The sequence below is a fragment of the Caballeronia sp. AZ1_KS37 genome (assembly GCF_023631165.1).
Lineage (GTDB): Bacteria > Pseudomonadota > Gammaproteobacteria > Burkholderiales > Burkholderiaceae > Caballeronia > Caballeronia zhejiangensis.
Genome location: NZ_JALQDP010000047.1, coordinates 58,973 through 74,094 on the forward strand (window position 1 = coordinate 58,973; position 15,122 = coordinate 74,094).

11 protein-coding genes and 1 pseudogene are annotated in these 15,122 nt (G+C 64.0%); 5 read left to right on the plus strand and 7 right to left on the minus strand.

Annotated elements, in window-relative coordinates; genetic code table 11:
• Positions 1-249: 249 nt before the first annotated feature.
• The 4 genes from NCS00_RS32265 to NCS00_RS32280 form a co-directional block, all read right to left on the minus strand.
• Positions 250-2,991: a putative bifunctional diguanylate cyclase/phosphodiesterase gene (locus tag NCS00_RS32265; RefSeq protein ID WP_250442188.1), complete on the minus strand. Its 2,742-nt coding sequence runs from the start codon at positions 2,989-2,991 to the stop codon at positions 250-252.
• 135 nt (positions 2,992-3,126) lie between these two features.
• Positions 3,127-3,591, minus strand: a complete 465-nt coding sequence (locus tag NCS00_RS32270) for a hypothetical protein (RefSeq protein ID WP_250442189.1) — start codon at positions 3,589-3,591, stop codon at positions 3,127-3,129.
• Positions 3,592-5,505, minus strand: coding sequence for an RICIN domain-containing protein (locus NCS00_RS32275; RefSeq protein WP_008345777.1), 1,914 nt, complete (start codon positions 5,503-5,505; stop codon positions 3,592-3,594).
• Positions 5,506-5,581: 76 nt separating this feature from the next.
• A complete protein-coding gene (locus NCS00_RS32280; protein ID WP_250442190.1) occupies positions 5,582-6,241 on the minus strand; it encodes an SCO family protein in 660 nt (219 codons plus the stop codon).
• Positions 6,242-6,846: 605 nt separating this feature from the next.
• On the opposite strand from NCS00_RS32280, the gene NCS00_RS32285 reads away from it, so the two are divergent.
• The 3 genes from NCS00_RS32285 to NCS00_RS32295 all read left to right on the plus strand — a co-directional run bounded on the left by NCS00_RS32285 (position 6,847) and on the right by NCS00_RS32295 (position 10,670).
• The gene (locus NCS00_RS32285) at positions 6,847-8,511 is read left to right on the plus strand and encodes an outer membrane protein assembly factor BamB family protein (RefSeq protein WP_250442191.1); all 1,665 of its coding nucleotides are present in this window, start codon (positions 6,847-6,849) and stop codon (positions 8,509-8,511) included.
• Positions 8,512-8,523: 12 nt separating this feature from the next.
• Entirely contained in the window at positions 8,524-10,197 is a 1,674-nt protein-coding gene (locus tag NCS00_RS32290; protein ID WP_250442192.1) for a hypothetical protein, read from the plus strand.
• A gap of 101 nt (positions 10,198-10,298) precedes the next feature.
• Positions 10,299-10,670, plus strand: a complete 372-nt coding sequence (locus tag NCS00_RS32295; protein ID WP_250442193.1) for an RcnB family protein — start codon at positions 10,299-10,301, stop codon at positions 10,668-10,670.
• An 18-nt stretch (positions 10,671-10,688) separates the two neighbouring features.
• On the opposite strand, the gene NCS00_RS32300 is transcribed toward NCS00_RS32295, so the two are convergent.
• Both NCS00_RS32300 and NCS00_RS32305 read right to left on the minus strand, forming a co-directional pair.
• The gene (locus NCS00_RS32300) at positions 10,689-11,096 is read right to left on the minus strand and encodes a DUF2000 domain-containing protein (RefSeq protein WP_008345769.1); all 408 of its coding nucleotides are present in this window, start codon (positions 11,094-11,096) and stop codon (positions 10,689-10,691) included.
• A gap of 43 nt (positions 11,097-11,139) precedes the next feature.
• Positions 11,140-11,997 (minus strand): AraC family transcriptional regulator, encoded by an 858-nt coding sequence (locus NCS00_RS32305; RefSeq protein ID WP_008345768.1) that lies wholly within the window; start codon positions 11,995-11,997, stop codon positions 11,140-11,142.
• A 98-nt stretch (positions 11,998-12,095) separates the two neighbouring features.
• On the opposite strand from NCS00_RS32305, the gene NCS00_RS32310 reads away from it, so the two are divergent.
• Positions 12,096-13,604 carry an MDR family MFS transporter gene (locus NCS00_RS32310; protein WP_250442194.1) on the plus strand — a complete coding sequence of 503 codons (1,509 nt, stop codon included), beginning with the start codon at positions 12,096-12,098 and terminating at the stop codon, positions 13,602-13,604.
• 9 nt (positions 13,605-13,613) lie between these two features.
• On the opposite strand, the gene NCS00_RS32315 is transcribed toward NCS00_RS32310, so the two are convergent.
• The gene (locus tag NCS00_RS32315; protein WP_250442195.1) at positions 13,614-14,741 is read right to left on the minus strand and encodes an aminotransferase class V-fold PLP-dependent enzyme; all 1,128 of its coding nucleotides are present in this window, start codon (positions 14,739-14,741) and stop codon (positions 13,614-13,616) included.
• Positions 14,742-14,939: 198 nt separating this feature from the next.
• On the opposite strand from NCS00_RS32315, the pseudogene NCS00_RS32320 reads away from it, so the two are divergent.
• Positions 14,940-15,122 (plus strand): annotated as a pseudogene (locus NCS00_RS32320) (hypothetical protein); the annotation flags it as partial.

The window sequence follows — 15,122 nt, forward strand, 5'->3', positions numbered from 1 at the left end:
GACGAGCCGAAGGGCGGTTCACAACGTGACGAGAGGATGTCGCGACGCGGATTGCAGGCGTCGATCAGGAGAGACAGCGCGAAGTATTGCCGAGGGCCCAACGATAATCGCAGCGCGCGCCGAAATCAACTAAGTCTTTGATTCATATCGACATTCACATAATGTGTCTGAATTGACACGATTCGGCGAAGCGCTCGCGACGGAGAATCTAGCGCATTCGCGTGGCATTGGGAATCGGCGCAAACGCCGTCAGGCGATGCTCGGCGCGAGCGCCGATTGCATCAGCGATATTTCGGCCAGTTCCGGTCGCATCGGGCATCCCAGCCAGAAGCCCTGTACTTCGTCGCAGCCGTTGTCGATCAGATAATCGAGCTGATCCGCCGTTTCCACGCCTTCCGCGACGACGCGTATGTCCAGCGCCTGACCCATGGCGATGACCGCCTTCACGATGACTTCGTCGGCGCGCGAGCAACCGATGCCGCGCACGAACGACATATCGAGCTTGACCCGATCGACCATGAAGCTGCGCACGTAGCCCAGGCTCGAAAAGCCCGTGCCGAAATCGTCGATGGCGATCGACACGTCGAGCCTGCGCAGCGCTTGCAGCGAAGGCAGCGCGCCGGGCGCCATGAGCGTGCTTTCGGTGATCTCCAGTTCGATATTGCGCGGATCGACACGCGAGCGTTCGAGCACGCGCGCGACCATCGCCGGGACGTCGCTGCGTTCGAACTGCACGGGCGAGACATTCACCGCCACCACGACGAACGGCGACAGCCTCGCCCATTCGCCGGCCTGCCGGCACGCCTGCTCCAGCACCCATTCGCCGATCTGCACGATGAGCCCCGTGCTCTCCGCGAGCGGGATGAACTGCGCGGGATTCACGAGGCCGAACTCCTTGCTCTGCCATCGGAGCAGCGCTTCGAAGCCTTCGACCCGCCGCGTGCGCAGGCAGATCTTCGGCTGATACAGCACGAACAGTTCGTTCTTCGCGATGGCGAGTCCCAGCGCCTTGACCATGGCGCTGCGCGCCGTCTCCGCCGCCGCGATCTCCGGATCGAAAACCTGTATCGAACCGGCGTGAAGCGACTTCGAGCGATACATCGCCGCATCGGCGGCGCGCAGCAGCGTCTCGGCGTCGCTGCCGTGATCGGGAAAGAACGCGACGCCCATGCTCGCGACGGAGACGACGGTGGCATCGGCGGCTTTCATCGGCTGCGCGAGAAGCGTCGCGATCTGCCGGGCATGGGCGAGGCATTCGTCCTGGCTCCGGCCCGGCAGCAGCACGACGAACTCGTCGCCTGCGTAACGCGCGACGAAACCGGGCGGCGTGACGCTCGATTCCAGCCGTCGCGAGACTTCGCGAAGCACATCGTCGCCGGCCGCATGACCGAGGCTGTCGTTGACGTCCTTGAAGTTGTCCAGATCGAGGAAGATGAATCCGAGCCGGTCGCCGTTGCGCCGCGCGATCCGCACGGCGTGGTCGAACAGTTCGCCGAGCGCGAGCCGGTTCGGCAGACCGGTCAGCGGATCTTCGAGCGCCTGGCGCTTCAACTGCTCCTGATGGCGCACGCGCTCCGTCACGTCGCTCAACACCGTGATGCTGTGCGTGACGCGTCCGTGGTCGTCGAGAATCGGACCGACGTAGGTATCGCTCCAGAACGTCGAGCCGTTGCTGCGCGACATCTTCAGCAGTCGCGATGCTTCGACATTGCCGCGCATCGCGTGCGTCAGCGATCCGGTCTCGGGCATCGCGCGATCCCAGCCGAGCGCCGCCTGCGTTTGTGCGCCGAGCACATCCGCCACGCGGCGGCCCGTCAGGCGCTCGAACGCGGTGTTCGCATACGTGATGCGGTGCGAGCCGCAAGAGAGATGCGAAATGACGATGGCGTCGCGCGTCGCTTCGAGCGCGCGGCTGCGAAGGTGCAGTTGTTCCTTCGCGTTCTCGTGCGCGGTGACGTCGTGAGCGGTGATGAAACACGCCTCGTGACCGCCGAACGAAAGCAGATGAAACGACACGTCCACGAAGATGACATCGCCATCGAGCCTGCGATGACGCCGGATGCCGCCCGCGCCCGAACCGGCTCCCGACTGCACGTAGCCCGCGAGATCGAGCCGGAAGTTCGCGACTTCTTCGGCGGGGCGCAGATCGAAGATCGTCAGCGCGTTGAGCTGTTCCAGCGTCGCCCGGTACTGACGTTGCGCTGCCGCGTTCGCGGTGAGAATCGCGCCGTTCCCGACATCGAAGATCAGCATCGCGACCGGATGCTGGTCGAAGTACTGGCTGAAGCGTTTCTTGGCTTCATCGGCGACGATGCGCGCCGCGTTCTTCGCGAGCGCCGAGCGATGCCGGCTCGACGCCGCGAACGCGAGCAGCAGCATGCCGGCGGCGAGACCCACGATGAGCGCGATGCGCTGCTTCAGAATCTGCGATTGCGCTTTCTCCTGCATGCTGGCGATCAGCTCCCGCTCGTCGCTGCGCAGCAGGGCGAGAATGTCCATGATCGATTTCAGCGACGCGTTGGCGAGCAGCAACCGTCCGGAGTCGACTGCGGTGCCATGCGCCGCAAGCGCGACGTTCGCCGCGGCATCCTGCAGCGCTTTGGGCCATTCGCCGCTCAGGCGTCTGAGTTCCGCGAGCTTTTCGGCGGCGGCGGGCGAATCGGCGAGCAGCGCATCGAGATGGTTATAGGCGCGCGCCACCATCACCGCGCGGGCGATGGGCCACGCGCGCGATTCGAACGTGGCCGAGCCGACGCCCTTGAGGAAGTCGGTGTTGGCGGCGAGATGCAGATCGACGAGCAGTTCGAGCTCCGAGCCGACGTCGAGCGCCCGGCGCAATTCCCGCTCGCCGATGTCGCGATCGACGGTGATGGAAACGGCGGCGAGCGCGGCGAGGCACAGCCCGGACGCCGACAGCGTCGCCAGAACCAGCGTGGTCGCGAAACGCCGGCGAGACCACGAGATCAAGGTTCTGAGGCGAAGGTGAAACATGGTCAATCCTGTACACGGTTTGCATGTTTTACGACCTTCGTCGAAAGCTCTTTAGCGGGTTAAGCCCTTATTGGAATGATTCTTCTGACGGTTGAGGCAATAAATACCTCTCGCCGGAATGCGTAGCGCCCGCGCTCATCGATGCATGACGTATTGCCAAAGCGCCTGGCATTCGGTATCGGCGATGCGGTAGTGGGGCATCGACTTGCGCAGCAGCACGCCCGCCGGATCGATGCCGTCCTTCACGGCGCGGCAGAAGGACGTCGCGTCATAGTGACTGAGCGGCCCGCCACGGCGGCTTGCGACGCCGAGCAGGGCGTCGTGCGTCAGCGGCGGCGCGAACGCGGGTTTCGTCGATGTGCCGACGTGGCAATTGACGCATCGCGTCGCAAAGGAAGGCAACGGGCGCTCGTCGTCGCGCAGATGCGCGGTCATCGGATGTTGTCCGTTGAAGATCGCGCAGCCCATGTCGGCGGGGTCGCATGCGGTCTGCGCGCGCGCAAGCGGCGCAATTGCCACGACCGCGACCAATGCGACGACCGCGACGAATGCGACGCGCATCGCCGCGGCCCGCGCCTCGAGGAAGCGGCGTCGGGCCATTCAACGCACGCGCAGCACGCGCGAAACGCTCGGCACGCCGTTGGCGTTCAGCGCGAACAGCATGTAATAGCCGGGGACGACGACGCCCGGATCGGACGGAATGTTCAACTGGAATTCGCCCGCCGTACCGACGCTGAACGTGAGCGGCACGCGTCGTTGCTCGTTGTTCAGCGAATGCGTAACCGAAGACGAGCGCATCAGCACGAATGCGCGCGTGCTCCGGCTGGCCGTCACCACGATCGTCGTGCCGAGCTGCGCATCGCTCGGAACGGAGCTGAGAGTCGGACGCGACGCGGCGGAACCGTCCGAGTTGAGCAGGTACGGCGGCGTCAGGATCTCGATGTCGGTGTGATTGGTCGAGCATGATCCGCACAGACCCCCGCCGCCGCTCAGCACGCGTCCGTCGTTCAGCAGCAGCGCGACGCTGTGATAGGTGCGCGGCACGGCCTGCTGCGCGAGCGGGGAAAACGTGTTGGTCGCGGGGTCCCAGAGTTCCGGGGTGAGGACCGCGTTGTTGTCCGAGAAAGGCTCGGCGAAGGTCTGTCCGCCGATCACGACGACCTGTCCGTTCGGCAGCACGACGCTGTTGTTGAACGCGCGCCGGTAGCTCATCGGCGGGATGGTCCGCGTCGTCGCGTTGCCGCTGCTGATGTCGATGAGCGTCGCGTTGGCCGTGGCCGGCGACTGATCGTAGCTCGGCGCGCCACCGACCGCGAGAATCTTGCCGACGTCGTACATAACCGCGTTGCCGTTCATCGCGTCGCCGTCGCTGCCACGGTTGCCGGCCGGGCTCACGTTGCCGTTGCCCGCCGTATCGAACCAGTGCATCGCCTTGCTCGGTCCCGCATGGAACACGCGTCCGTTGCCGACCGCGAACATCCACGCGTGATTGTCGGAGCGGAACACGCCTCTCGCGTCGTTCGTGACGATGTAATCGTCGAGAATCGCGCTATTGATCCGCCAGCCCGAACCCGAGGTCCACGTTTCGCCGGACTTTCCTCCGAGCCCTCCGCTCCACGAGCCGCCCATGACGAACACGTTGCCGTTGCTCAGCGTCACGCTGCCCTGATAGCCGCGCGGGATGTTCATCTGATTGCCCGCGGTCCATGTGTTGGTCGTCGGCGAATAGATGCTGGTCTGCCGCACGCTCAATCCGCCGGTCACGAAGATGCGGCCATCGGGGAGATTGGAAATGCCGGGGCAGAACATGTCGTGCGCGGTATTGGTCACGATCACTTGCGAACTCGTGCCGTTCGATGGATTGAAGATCGCCGTGTAGGTTCTCGCCGGCGGATTCGCGCTGTCGGTGAAGTCGAGCGGCGCGTCGGCCGACCAGACGAGCACGTTTCCATTGGGCAGATTGGCGGCTTGCAGCGGGACGAGCGGCAACTGATACGGCGTCGTCCACTTCGACGGCAATGCGGCTTGCTGTACCGGCAGGCCGGCCACTTGCCACGTTTGCGTCGCGCTTCCGTTGCACACTTGCTGCGATAGTTGATTGCCTTGCGACGTCGTGCTCGATGCGGTCACGCACAAGCCGCTATGTCCCGCGACGATCGCGTAGCCCGCGCCTTGCGGCGTCAACGAGAACGCCTGATTCGCGCCGCCATTGCAGGTCCACTGGATGACGGGGCCGCCCGGACTCTGGCTTTGGCCCGAGACGTCCATGCACAGGCCGCTGTTCTGATTGATGAGGTTGTAGCGCGTGCCGGTCGCTGACGGAAACCACTGCTGATTCGCGCCGCCCCAGCAGGACCACGTAATCACGGGCGCGCCCGGCGCCCTCGATTCGCCGCTCACGTCGGCGCACAGGCTGGTGCCGCTCAGCGTGATGGGCGCCGAGCTTTGCGCGCGCGCGGCGTGCGGCATGCCCGCCAATGCCAGCGGCAACGCGACGAGCAGCAAGAAGCGCATGCATCGGACGAACAGGCTTGACGCGTGGCTCGTCGAACGGATTCCAGGCATGGTTGCACCCCGTACATGAAGCGGGTTACGTACGTGCGAGCGCGCCGAGCACATCGCAGATGTCTTCGACGCGAGGAAGATCGGCGCTTCGCCAGCGCAACATCGCGTTGGCATCGAAGCAATAGACCTGGGTGGAATGGTCAGCGATGTCGCCGAGAGGCGCGTTGCTGCCCGAGAGCGCCACGCGCATCCGGTCGACATCGGCGAGTGCCGGCGTCGCTGCATTCCAGGCGGAACCCGCCTGAAAGCGCGCGAGCCACGCGCGCAATGCCGACGGCGAATCCGAAAGCGGATCGATCCCGACCGACAGCAATTGCACCGGACGACGCGCGCGGATTTGCGGTATCCGTTCCTGAACCGCGTTGAACAACGCGCCTTGCAAGGGACATATCGTGCCGCAGCCGGTATAGACGGTTTGCACTGCAGTCACGCGCTGATGCAGCAAGTCGCTGAGCAGACGCTTCTTGCCGGTCTGATCGACGAGCCATGTATCGTCGAGACGGACTGGCGGCGTGACGAGTCCGAGATCGCCATGCTGCGCGAAGGAGGGCGACGACACTGCACCCAGAGCGAGCGCGGCCATGTGGCGAAGCAGCGAGCGGCGAGCCGATGAGCGCGCGGGCGCCTGCATGCCGGATGCCATTCGGTCGGGCATCGTTTCGCGGATTTCCGAAATCGTCGTCATCGGCACGTTCCTGGTCCCGGCGAGGGCTCTCAAGGTGAGACTTGCATGTCGGACATCCGGACAGACGGCCTTGCGATTTGCATGACCATTGGCCCAAAGATTAGCAGCCCAAATCGGCAAAAAAAGTTCGAGACGCGAAATAAGTAGGTAGATATGTGCACTCCCCCACATTCGTTTTTACGGCCCCGGCAACATGTCATCAACGACGCGCACGATTTCGAAAAGTGCAATGTAAAACCTGCGCGATTGATTCACTCCGCGATTTGCGATAGCTTTCAGTCGGTAAAGAGCCTTCCCCGTTACGCCCGAACGTTCGGTGACAAGACTGCTCTGGTTCTCCGTCACCATTCCGCGAAGGCGCGCGAGTCGCGAGCAAAGCTGACGCGCTCTTTTGTAAGCCAGGTTCGTCGCTCGCCCTCCGTTTCCCGATGTTCAATAGCGGCCGAATTGCGTCCCTCGGGGCGCTCGACGGCTTCCTCGCTTCGCTGATGCGCTGGTTTGCGGGTACACGCTGCTATGGGGCATCACGATTGCTCTGTTGCAGCACCGATGTCGCCCGACACCGCGTTGTCCGTTCCGGCCCCTTCCGGAGAAGGAGAATGCAAATGAATGCGCGTTTTTCCGCTTATGCCGCCGCACTCGGCGCCGTGCTGATCGCGGCAATCATCGCCGCGTGCAGTGGCGGCGACTCCGGCGGCGATGCGACATCGGCCGCGGCGAGCCGGGCCGCGTCGAGCGTGGCGAAGGCAACGTCGCCCAGCAACGCGATGGACGTCGTCACCTGGCACAACGACATCGCCCGCACCGGACAGCAACTCGCCGAAACGACCCTCACGCTCGCGAACGTCAACCAGAACACGTTCGGCAAGGTGGCTTTCTATTCCGTCGATGGCGCCGTCGATGCGCAGCCGCTCTTTCTCGCGAACGTTCCGATCGGGGGCGCCACGCACAACGTCGTGTACGTCGCGACCGAGAACGGAAGCGTCTACGCGTTCGATGCCGACAGCGGCGCGACGCTTTGGAGAGTCTCGACGCTCGGCAGCGGCGAGAATCCGAGCGACGATCACAAGTGCCATCAGATCACGCCGACGATCGGTGTGACGGCGACGCCCGTCATCGATCGCGGGCGCGGACCGAACGGCGCGATGTATGTCGTCGGCATGTCGAAGGACGCGTCGGGCGGCTATCACCAGCGCATCCACGCGCTCGATATCACGACGGGCGCCGAGCTCTTCAACGGTCCGACCGAAATCCGCGCGACCTATCCGGGCAACGGCGCGGGCAGCCAGAACGGCACGCTGACGTTCGATCCGGGTCAGTACGCCGAGCGCGCGGCGTTGCTGCAGTTGAACGGCGTCATCTATACCGCGTGGACATCGCATTGCGATTTCATGCCGTACACCGGCTGGGTGATCGGCTACGACGCCAACACGCTGCAGCAGGCGAGCGTGCTGAACGTCACGCCGAACGGCCAGATGGGCTCGATCTGGATGAGCGGCGCGGGCCCTGCGTCGGACGGCGAATCGATCTATTTCCTCGATGCCAACGGCACCTTCGATCCGACGCAGAACGAGCACGAGATGCCGATCAACGGCAACTTCGGCAACGGCTTCCTGCGGCTGAACCTCGGGCCGTTGAGAGTGCAGGACTACTTCCAGCCGTCGAACACGGTGCAGCAATCGAACGAGGACGAAGACCTCGGTTCCGGCGGCGCGATGGTCTTGCCCGATTTCACCGATGCGAACGGCAAGGTCTGGCGTCTCGCGGTCGGCGCGGGCAAGAACTCGACGATCTATGTCGTCAACCGCTGGTCGATGGGCAAGTTCGATTCGAACGCGGATCACATCTATCAGGAGCTCGTCGGCCAGATACGCGGACCGATGTTCGGCGCGCCCGCGTACTTCAACGGCAGGGTCTATTTCGGCTCGGTCGGCGACAACATCAAGGCGTTCACGGTAACGAACGCCGCGCTGTCGCGCACGCCGTCGAGTCAGACGCTGAACTCGTTCGGCTTCCCGGGCGCGACGCCGAGCATTTCGGCGAACGGCACGTCGAACGCGATTCTGTGGGCGGCGGAGAACGGGTCGATCGGCGTGCTGCGCGCTTACGACGCGACCAATCTCAATCATCAGCTTTACAGCAGCGTCGATGCCGGCACGCGCGACCAGTTCGGTGCGGGCAACAAGTTCATCACGCCGATGATCGCGAACGGCAAGGTGTATGTGGGCGCGAAGAATGGCGTCGCCGTGTTCGGATTGCGGTCGCAATAGCGCTGTCTGCCTATGACCGAACACGTCACGCACAGGATCGAGGCGAAGGAGAAAGCCACCGGGTTGCTCTTCGCAGTTGCGTACGCGGTACTTTCGTTGACGGCGATCGCGCTGGCCGGCCCATACGGATGGGACGACGGCGCCATCACCGTCGCGTATGCACAGACGCTCGGGCGGCACGGATTGTTTGCGTTGACCCCGGTGTCGCCGTTGGGCGAAGGTACGTCGACGCTGCTCATGACGGAGATGCTCGCGATCGGGCATTGGCTGTTCCATCCGGGCTTTCTCGAAGCGATCAGGGCGGCGCAACTGCTTTCGTTCATCGCGCTCAGCGCTACGCTGGTGCTGATGTGGCGCGCGCTTCAACCGTCATTGCCGAGCCCGACGCATCGGCTCATCGTCGTGTCCTTGCTCGGGCTGCTTCCGATGTGTCAGGCCGAGATCGTCAACGGCATGGAGATGACGGTCTTCGCGTTGCTGCTGCTCGCGTTCGTGCTCTACTGGCGCGCGCAATCGACGCTCGCGTATGCACTCGTGCCGCTTCTGATGCTGACTCGCTTCGAAGCGGTGTTCTATCTGGGTTTCGCGCTGGGCTGGATGGTCGTGTTTTGCCCGCAGGAACGCTCGCGCGCGTTTCGAATGTGCGTGTGCCTGATGCTTTGTTTTCTGCTGATGACGCTCTGGCGATATTGGGTCTTCGGCGTATTGTTGCCGAACACCATTCTGGCCAAGCTTCACGCGCCATACAGCAAGAAGGGCTGGGACGGCTTACTGGAGAAGCTGCGCGGCCTCAAGGATTTTCTCTTCGTGAACGCCGCGCTGCTGGCTGGCATCGTCCTGAGCTGGAAGGGCGGTCAGGCGCGCCGTCTCGATCCGATGCCGCTGCTTCTGATAGTGGCCTTTGGCGTGTTCGCACTGATATCGGGAAGAAACTGGGGCTATACCGGCCGGATGTTCGTGGCGGTGCTGCCGATCCTCGTGCTATCGCTCGCGGAACGTTTCGCGAACATGCGTCGGCCGCGCGTCTTGCGCTGGCTCTTGCTGTGCCTTGCCGGGACCTTCGTGTTCAACGCCAAGGTGCTGCGCGAAAACGTCGACACGATGATCGTCGGCGCGGCGATGCGCGGCGCGCTGCCGGCTTCGATGGATGCAATGGGAAGCGCGGTTCGCAAGAGGGTGTGGAATCAATCGCCCGGCGACTGGCGAGGCGTAACGCCACAGAACTTCGCGATGACCGGCGCGTCGGTCGATCGCTTGCGCGAGCATCTCGGGCAGCCGACGCTCAAGTTCCTGACGCCGGACGTCGGCGGCACGGCATTGTGCTGCGAACGCCTGAACATCCTGGATCTGGGGCTGCTGACGAATCCATCGCTGACGCGTCAGGGGTATGCGAAGCTGGGCGACTACATAAGCACGGAACGTCCCGAAGTCATCGAAACGCATGGCGTATGGAGCAGGGACAGCGACATCTACTCGCTTGCCGCGTTCAAGGCGGATTACAGGCCCGCCATATACGACGGGTCGCTGTTCTGGCTGCGTGACGACGTTCTTCAACGTCTGATCGCGCGCGGCATGTCCGCCGATCTCGTCTCGCCTCGCGCGCTGCCGGATACGCGCTATCTGGGCGACGAGTGGGACGTTGAAAATCTGATGCGCTTTCCCGCCGTGACGGTGCTCGGTCGATGAACGATTCACACGCGCCGATGCGACCTGCGGTAAGGAAACGAAAGGCATCGCATTGAATCAATGAGCGCGCCATCGCTCTCATTGGTTTTATGGAGATGCCTATGAACAGACTTGCGATTGCTTCCCTTCTTTGTGTCATCACCTTTGGACAGACGGCCGCGTTCGCTCAACCGGCCGGACCGGATGCAGGCCCGGATCATCGACAACAGGAAGGGCCCGGCAAGCCGCGAAACGCCGGACCCGAGGCACGCGGACACGACGATGCGCGCCGTCCGGTGCCGCATCAGGACTGGCATTCGGGCGACCGTCTGCCGGATTCGTATCGTGGATCGCGTTACGTCGTGAAGGACTGGCGCGCGCATGACCTGCACGCTCCGCCCTCGAGTTATCAGTGGGTGCAGGTGAACGGCGACTTCGTGTTGGCGGCGATCGCCACGGGCGTCATTTCGAGCATCATCGTGTCGTCGCATTGACCGACAAGGCGGCTCGAATCAGCCGTGCAAGGCCAGTCCCTTTACCGCCTTGTCGACGGCCTTTTTGGCGCCGTGCAGCGCGAGGCCGACGAGATCGAGATTCGCCGCGTCCTCGGCACGAAATGCCTCGCGATTCGCGGCATCGTGCCCGGTGGAAAACATCGCGTGAACATACGGCACGATTCTGAGTTCGCGCGTGATCGCCTGTCGATGCGCGGCTTGCAGGCCGGACAGATCGGCGGCGAACACGAGCATCGGCTGGCCCAGCATGCGGCCGTAGCGATGTCCGGCGGCGTCCTCGTAAGGCTCGCCGAGCGCTTCGGGCACCGCGGCCGCGACGCCGGTCGCGAGAAAGGCGACGACATTGAGCTTTTGCCAGACGGGCAGATCATCGCGCACGATGAGCGCCACTTTGGTGTCGAACATGAAGGTTCCTCCTTGGAACTTCATGTTGCGCGATTCGCGGCGTTCAGTCTGGAACGTTTGTGCACATCCGCCGATACGCGGCCGGTGTCATCCGGTACGCGCGATGAAACCAGCGGCCGAGGTGGCTCTGATCCGAGAATCCGACGATCGCGGCAACCTGCGCGGGCCGATGACCGGCCGCCAGCAAGCGACGCGCGGCGCGCAGGCGCAAGCGCACCAGATACGCGTGCGGCGACGTGCCGAACGCGCGCTTGAAGAGGCGCGTCAGGCGGAACCGGTCGATGCCCGCAACGGTCGCGAGCTCATCGAGTCCGATGTTGCCGTCCATCTGTTCATGCAGGAGATCGCGCGCGCGAAGGGCGGCGAGCGGCGCGGTGACGCCGCCGATCGACGGCGCGTCGCGCAACTGGCCGCTGAGTTGCGTCAGCAGGCGATCGAACGCCTGATCGCGCGCGAGCCTGCCTTCGTCGTGATAGATGGCGTGGAACGCCGTGCGGATGACGTCGACGAGCCGGCGATCGTCGACGAGCGTTCGACTGAAAGCCGCCTCGACGCTGCGCAGGCCCGGAAGATTCAGTTCGTGCGCCGCGCGTTCGACCCATGCTTGCGGCAGGTACAGCATCGCGTAGGTGAAGCCGCCGGCTTCCGGCGCATGACCGTCGTGCAGCGCGCCGGGTTCGATCAATATCGCGCGGCCCGGCACGCTCGTATGCAAAGACCGATGACACTGAAAGCGCTGCACGCCTTGTTCCGTGTAGCCGATCAGCATGTCGTCGTGATCGTGCGGATCGTAGGCGTGACCGCTGAAATGCGCGCGCAGCCCTTCGATACCCGTCTCCGGATCGCGCCGCGCGGCGAGCCAGTGATCGGCGTGCTCGTTGAATACGGTTGCGGTTGTCATCGCTCGCTCCGGCGCTGCTTAACCAAGGAATGTTATCCGAAAGGGCACGCATCCTGCTGCGCGCGTAGTGCGTTCTTCCATCCAATTTTCGCTACACGATGTCCACAGAAACAATCGACGTTGCCGTTTCACCGATCCCGTTAAACCAGCGCCGGCGCGTGTTCGCGGGCCTCATTCTCGCGATGATCCTCGCGGCGCTCGACCAGAGCATCGTGGCGACCGCGCTGCCGGTCATCGCGGGCGAACTCGGCGGCCTGAACCATCTTACGTGGGTCGTCACCGCGTTCATGCTGACGTCGACGGTCAGCGCGCCGCTCTACGGCAAGCTCTCCGACATGTACGGACGCAAGCCGTTCTTCGCGCTCAGCATCGGCATTTTTCTCGTGGCTTCGGCGCTGTGCGGCGCGGCGCGATCGATGAACGCGCTCATTCTGTTTCGCGCGCTGCAAGGATTCGGCGCCGGCGGGCTGATGACGATGTCGCAGACGCTCGTCGGCAGCATCGTGCCGATGCGCGAGCGCGGGCGCTATCAGGGCCTCTTCACCGGCGCGTTCGCGGTGAGCAGCGTCGCGGGGCCGTTGCTGGGCGGCTTCATCACGAGTCACGCGTCATGGCGATGGGTGTTCTACATCAATCCGCCGATCGGCGCGCTGTCGCTCGCGCTCGTGATGATGTCGCTGCCGAAGGTCGAGCGCGGCGGCGAGCACGCCGTCGATTACGCGGGCGCGGTGCTGGTCTGCATCGGGACATCGGCGCTGTTGCTGGTGTTCAATTCGGCGTCCGCGTCGTTCATGTCGGGCATGCGCTTGCCGTTGTCGTGCGTGCTTGCGCTGGCGTGCTTCGTCGCCCTGTTCTTCGTCGAGCGGCGCGCGCGGGAACCGATCATCGATCTGAAGCTCTTCGGCAACGTGCCTTACGCGACCTGCGTGGCGGCTTCCGGCATCATGGCCTTCGCGATGATGGGCTCGCTCGTCTTCATGCCGCTCTATTTCCAGCTCGTATTGGGCGAGACGCCCGAGCAGTCCGGCGCGATGATGCTGCCGCAAGTCGCGATGATGCTCGTCACGTCCGTGACCGGCGGACGTTTTTCCGTCGGCAGCATGCGGCGTATCGCGACGCTCCTGTCGATCGGCGTCTTTCTCGAATGTCTCGGTCTCGCCTCGCTCGCCTTGCTTGCGCATATCGGCGCGAGCGTGCCGCTCTTTCTCTGCGCGATGGCGGTGCTCGGCGCGGGCATGGGCATCGGCATGCCGAACGCGACGGTCATCGTGCAGAACTCGGTGCCCGAGCGCGTGCTCGGCGCCGCCACCGCGACGATGGGATTCGTGCGCTCGCTGGGAGCGTCGCTGGGCGTGGCGCTGTCCGGCGGCATCATGACCTTCGTGCTCAAGCGCGAGATGAGCGGGCTGCCTGCGACCCTCGATACGCAGGCGCTGCTGGATCACGGTATCGCCGCGATCGCGCAGATGAGCGCGGCGCAGCAGGCGCAGATCGTCGCGGTCTATCGCGGGGCGATCGGCGCGAGCCTGATCGCGGGCGGCATCGTCATGTTCATCGGCTTCCTGCTGGTGCTGAATCTCACGCGGCGCGCGCTGCCGCAACGCTAGCCGCGCGCGTTACAGAATGCTGTTCAGCGCCTTCGCGAATCGGGCCTCCGTGCCTTCGATGTCGTGAAGCTTGTCCAGCCCGAACAAGCCGATGCGAAAGGTCTTGAAATCTGCCGGCTCGTCGCATTGAAGCGGAACGCCCGCCGCGATCTGCACGCCGGCATCGGCGAATTTCTTGCCGGTGCGGATGCCGTCATCGTCCGTGTAGCAGACCACGACGCCCGGCGCTTCGAAACCTTCGGCCGCCACGCTCTTGAAGCCCTTGTCGGCCAAGAGCGAGCGGATGCGCTTGCCCAGCTCGAATTGCTCCGCTTGCACTTTGTCGAAGCCGTACGCCTCGGTTTCCTTCATGACATCGCGCAGTGTCGTGAGACTGTCCGTGGGCATCGTTGCGTGATACGCGAAGCCGTTGTTCTCGTAGGCTTCCATGATTTGCAGCCATTTGCGAAGGTCGCAGGCGAAGCTCGTGCTCGTCGTCGCGTCGATTCTTTCGCGGGCGAGCGGGCTCAACATGACGAGTCCACAACACGGCGACGCGCTCCATCCCTTTTGCGGCGCGCTGATGAGCACATCGACGCCGCTCGCTTCCATGTCGACCCAGACGGTGCCCGAGGCGATGCAGTCCAGCACGAACATGCCGCCCACGGCGTGAACCGCATCGGCCACGGCGCGCAGATACGAATCGGGCAGGATGATTCCGGCTGCGGTTTCGACGTGCGGCGCGAAGACGAGATCGGGCTTGTTCTGCTTGATCGCGGCGACGACTTCTTCGATCGGCGGCGGCGCAAATGCGGCCTGCCTGCCTTGCGCGACCGGACGCGCCTTCAGCACGGTCGATTCGGACGGAATGCCGCCCATGTCGAAAATCTGCGACCAGCGGTAGCTGAACCAGCCATTGCGGATGACGAGGCACTTCTTGTTCGTCGCGAACTGCCGGGCGACCGCTTCGATGCCGAAGGTCCCGCTGCCGGGAACGACCGCGACGGCCTTGGCGTTGTAGACCTTCTTCAGGGTGTTGGAGATGTCGCGCATGACGCCCTGAAAGCGCTGCGACATATGGTTGATCGATCGGTCGGTGAAGACGACCGAGTATTCGAGAAGTCCATCTCGATCGACGTCAGGGAGTAACGCGGGCACGCTGGCCTCCTGTAGCGGACGATTCGACGAATCGGAATTAGATTCTAACGTCGCCATCGGCGAGGTGTCGGCTGCGGCCGCGCAATGTCGGCAATCGGACTTTGTTACAAGTCTTACCGCCGACGTGCGGCAGTTTTACCGAAGGTTTTCGTAAGCCGCGGTTATACTCGGCCCGTCTCAAAAACAATCATCCGAACTATGTCAAAGCGAATCATTCGACTCGTTGCAATCGCAGCGCTCACGGCTGCTGCGTCGGTTTCGGCGATGGCCGGCGACATGAACAATGCGCTCGGCGGCGCGCTCGGCGGCGTAGCCGGCGCGGCGCTGGGCGGCGCGGTGGGCGGCAGCACGGGCGCGGTGCTCGGCGGGGCGGTGGGTGGC

Bases quoted from the DNA above. Each gene is read 5' to 3' on its own strand.
- NCS00_RS32265 (WP_250442188.1), bottom strand. From the start codon at position 2,991: ATGTTTCACCTTCGCCTCAGAACCTTGATCTCGTGGTCTCGCCGGCGT.
- NCS00_RS32270 (WP_250442189.1), bottom strand. From the start codon at position 3,591: ATGGCCCGACGCCGCTTCCTCGAGGCGCGGGCCGCGGCGATGCGCGTC.
- NCS00_RS32275 (WP_008345777.1), bottom strand. From the start codon at position 5,505: ATGCGCTTCTTGCTGCTCGTCGCGTTGCCGCTGGCATTGGCGGGCATG.
- NCS00_RS32280 (WP_250442190.1), bottom strand. From the start codon at position 6,241: ATGACGACGATTTCGGAAATCCGCGAAACGATGCCCGACCGAATGGCA.
- NCS00_RS32285 (WP_250442191.1), top strand. From the start codon at position 6,847: ATGAATGCGCGTTTTTCCGCTTATGCCGCCGCACTCGGCGCCGTGCTG.
- NCS00_RS32290 (WP_250442192.1), top strand. From the start codon at position 8,524: ATGACCGAACACGTCACGCACAGGATCGAGGCGAAGGAGAAAGCCACC.
- NCS00_RS32295 (WP_250442193.1), top strand. From the start codon at position 10,299: ATGAACAGACTTGCGATTGCTTCCCTTCTTTGTGTCATCACCTTTGGA.
- NCS00_RS32300 (WP_008345769.1), bottom strand. From the start codon at position 11,096: ATGTTCGACACCAAAGTGGCGCTCATCGTGCGCGATGATCTGCCCGTC.
- NCS00_RS32305 (WP_008345768.1), bottom strand. From the start codon at position 11,997: ATGACAACCGCAACCGTATTCAACGAGCACGCCGATCACTGGCTCGCC.
- NCS00_RS32310 (WP_250442194.1), top strand. From the start codon at position 12,096: ATGTCCACAGAAACAATCGACGTTGCCGTTTCACCGATCCCGTTAAAC.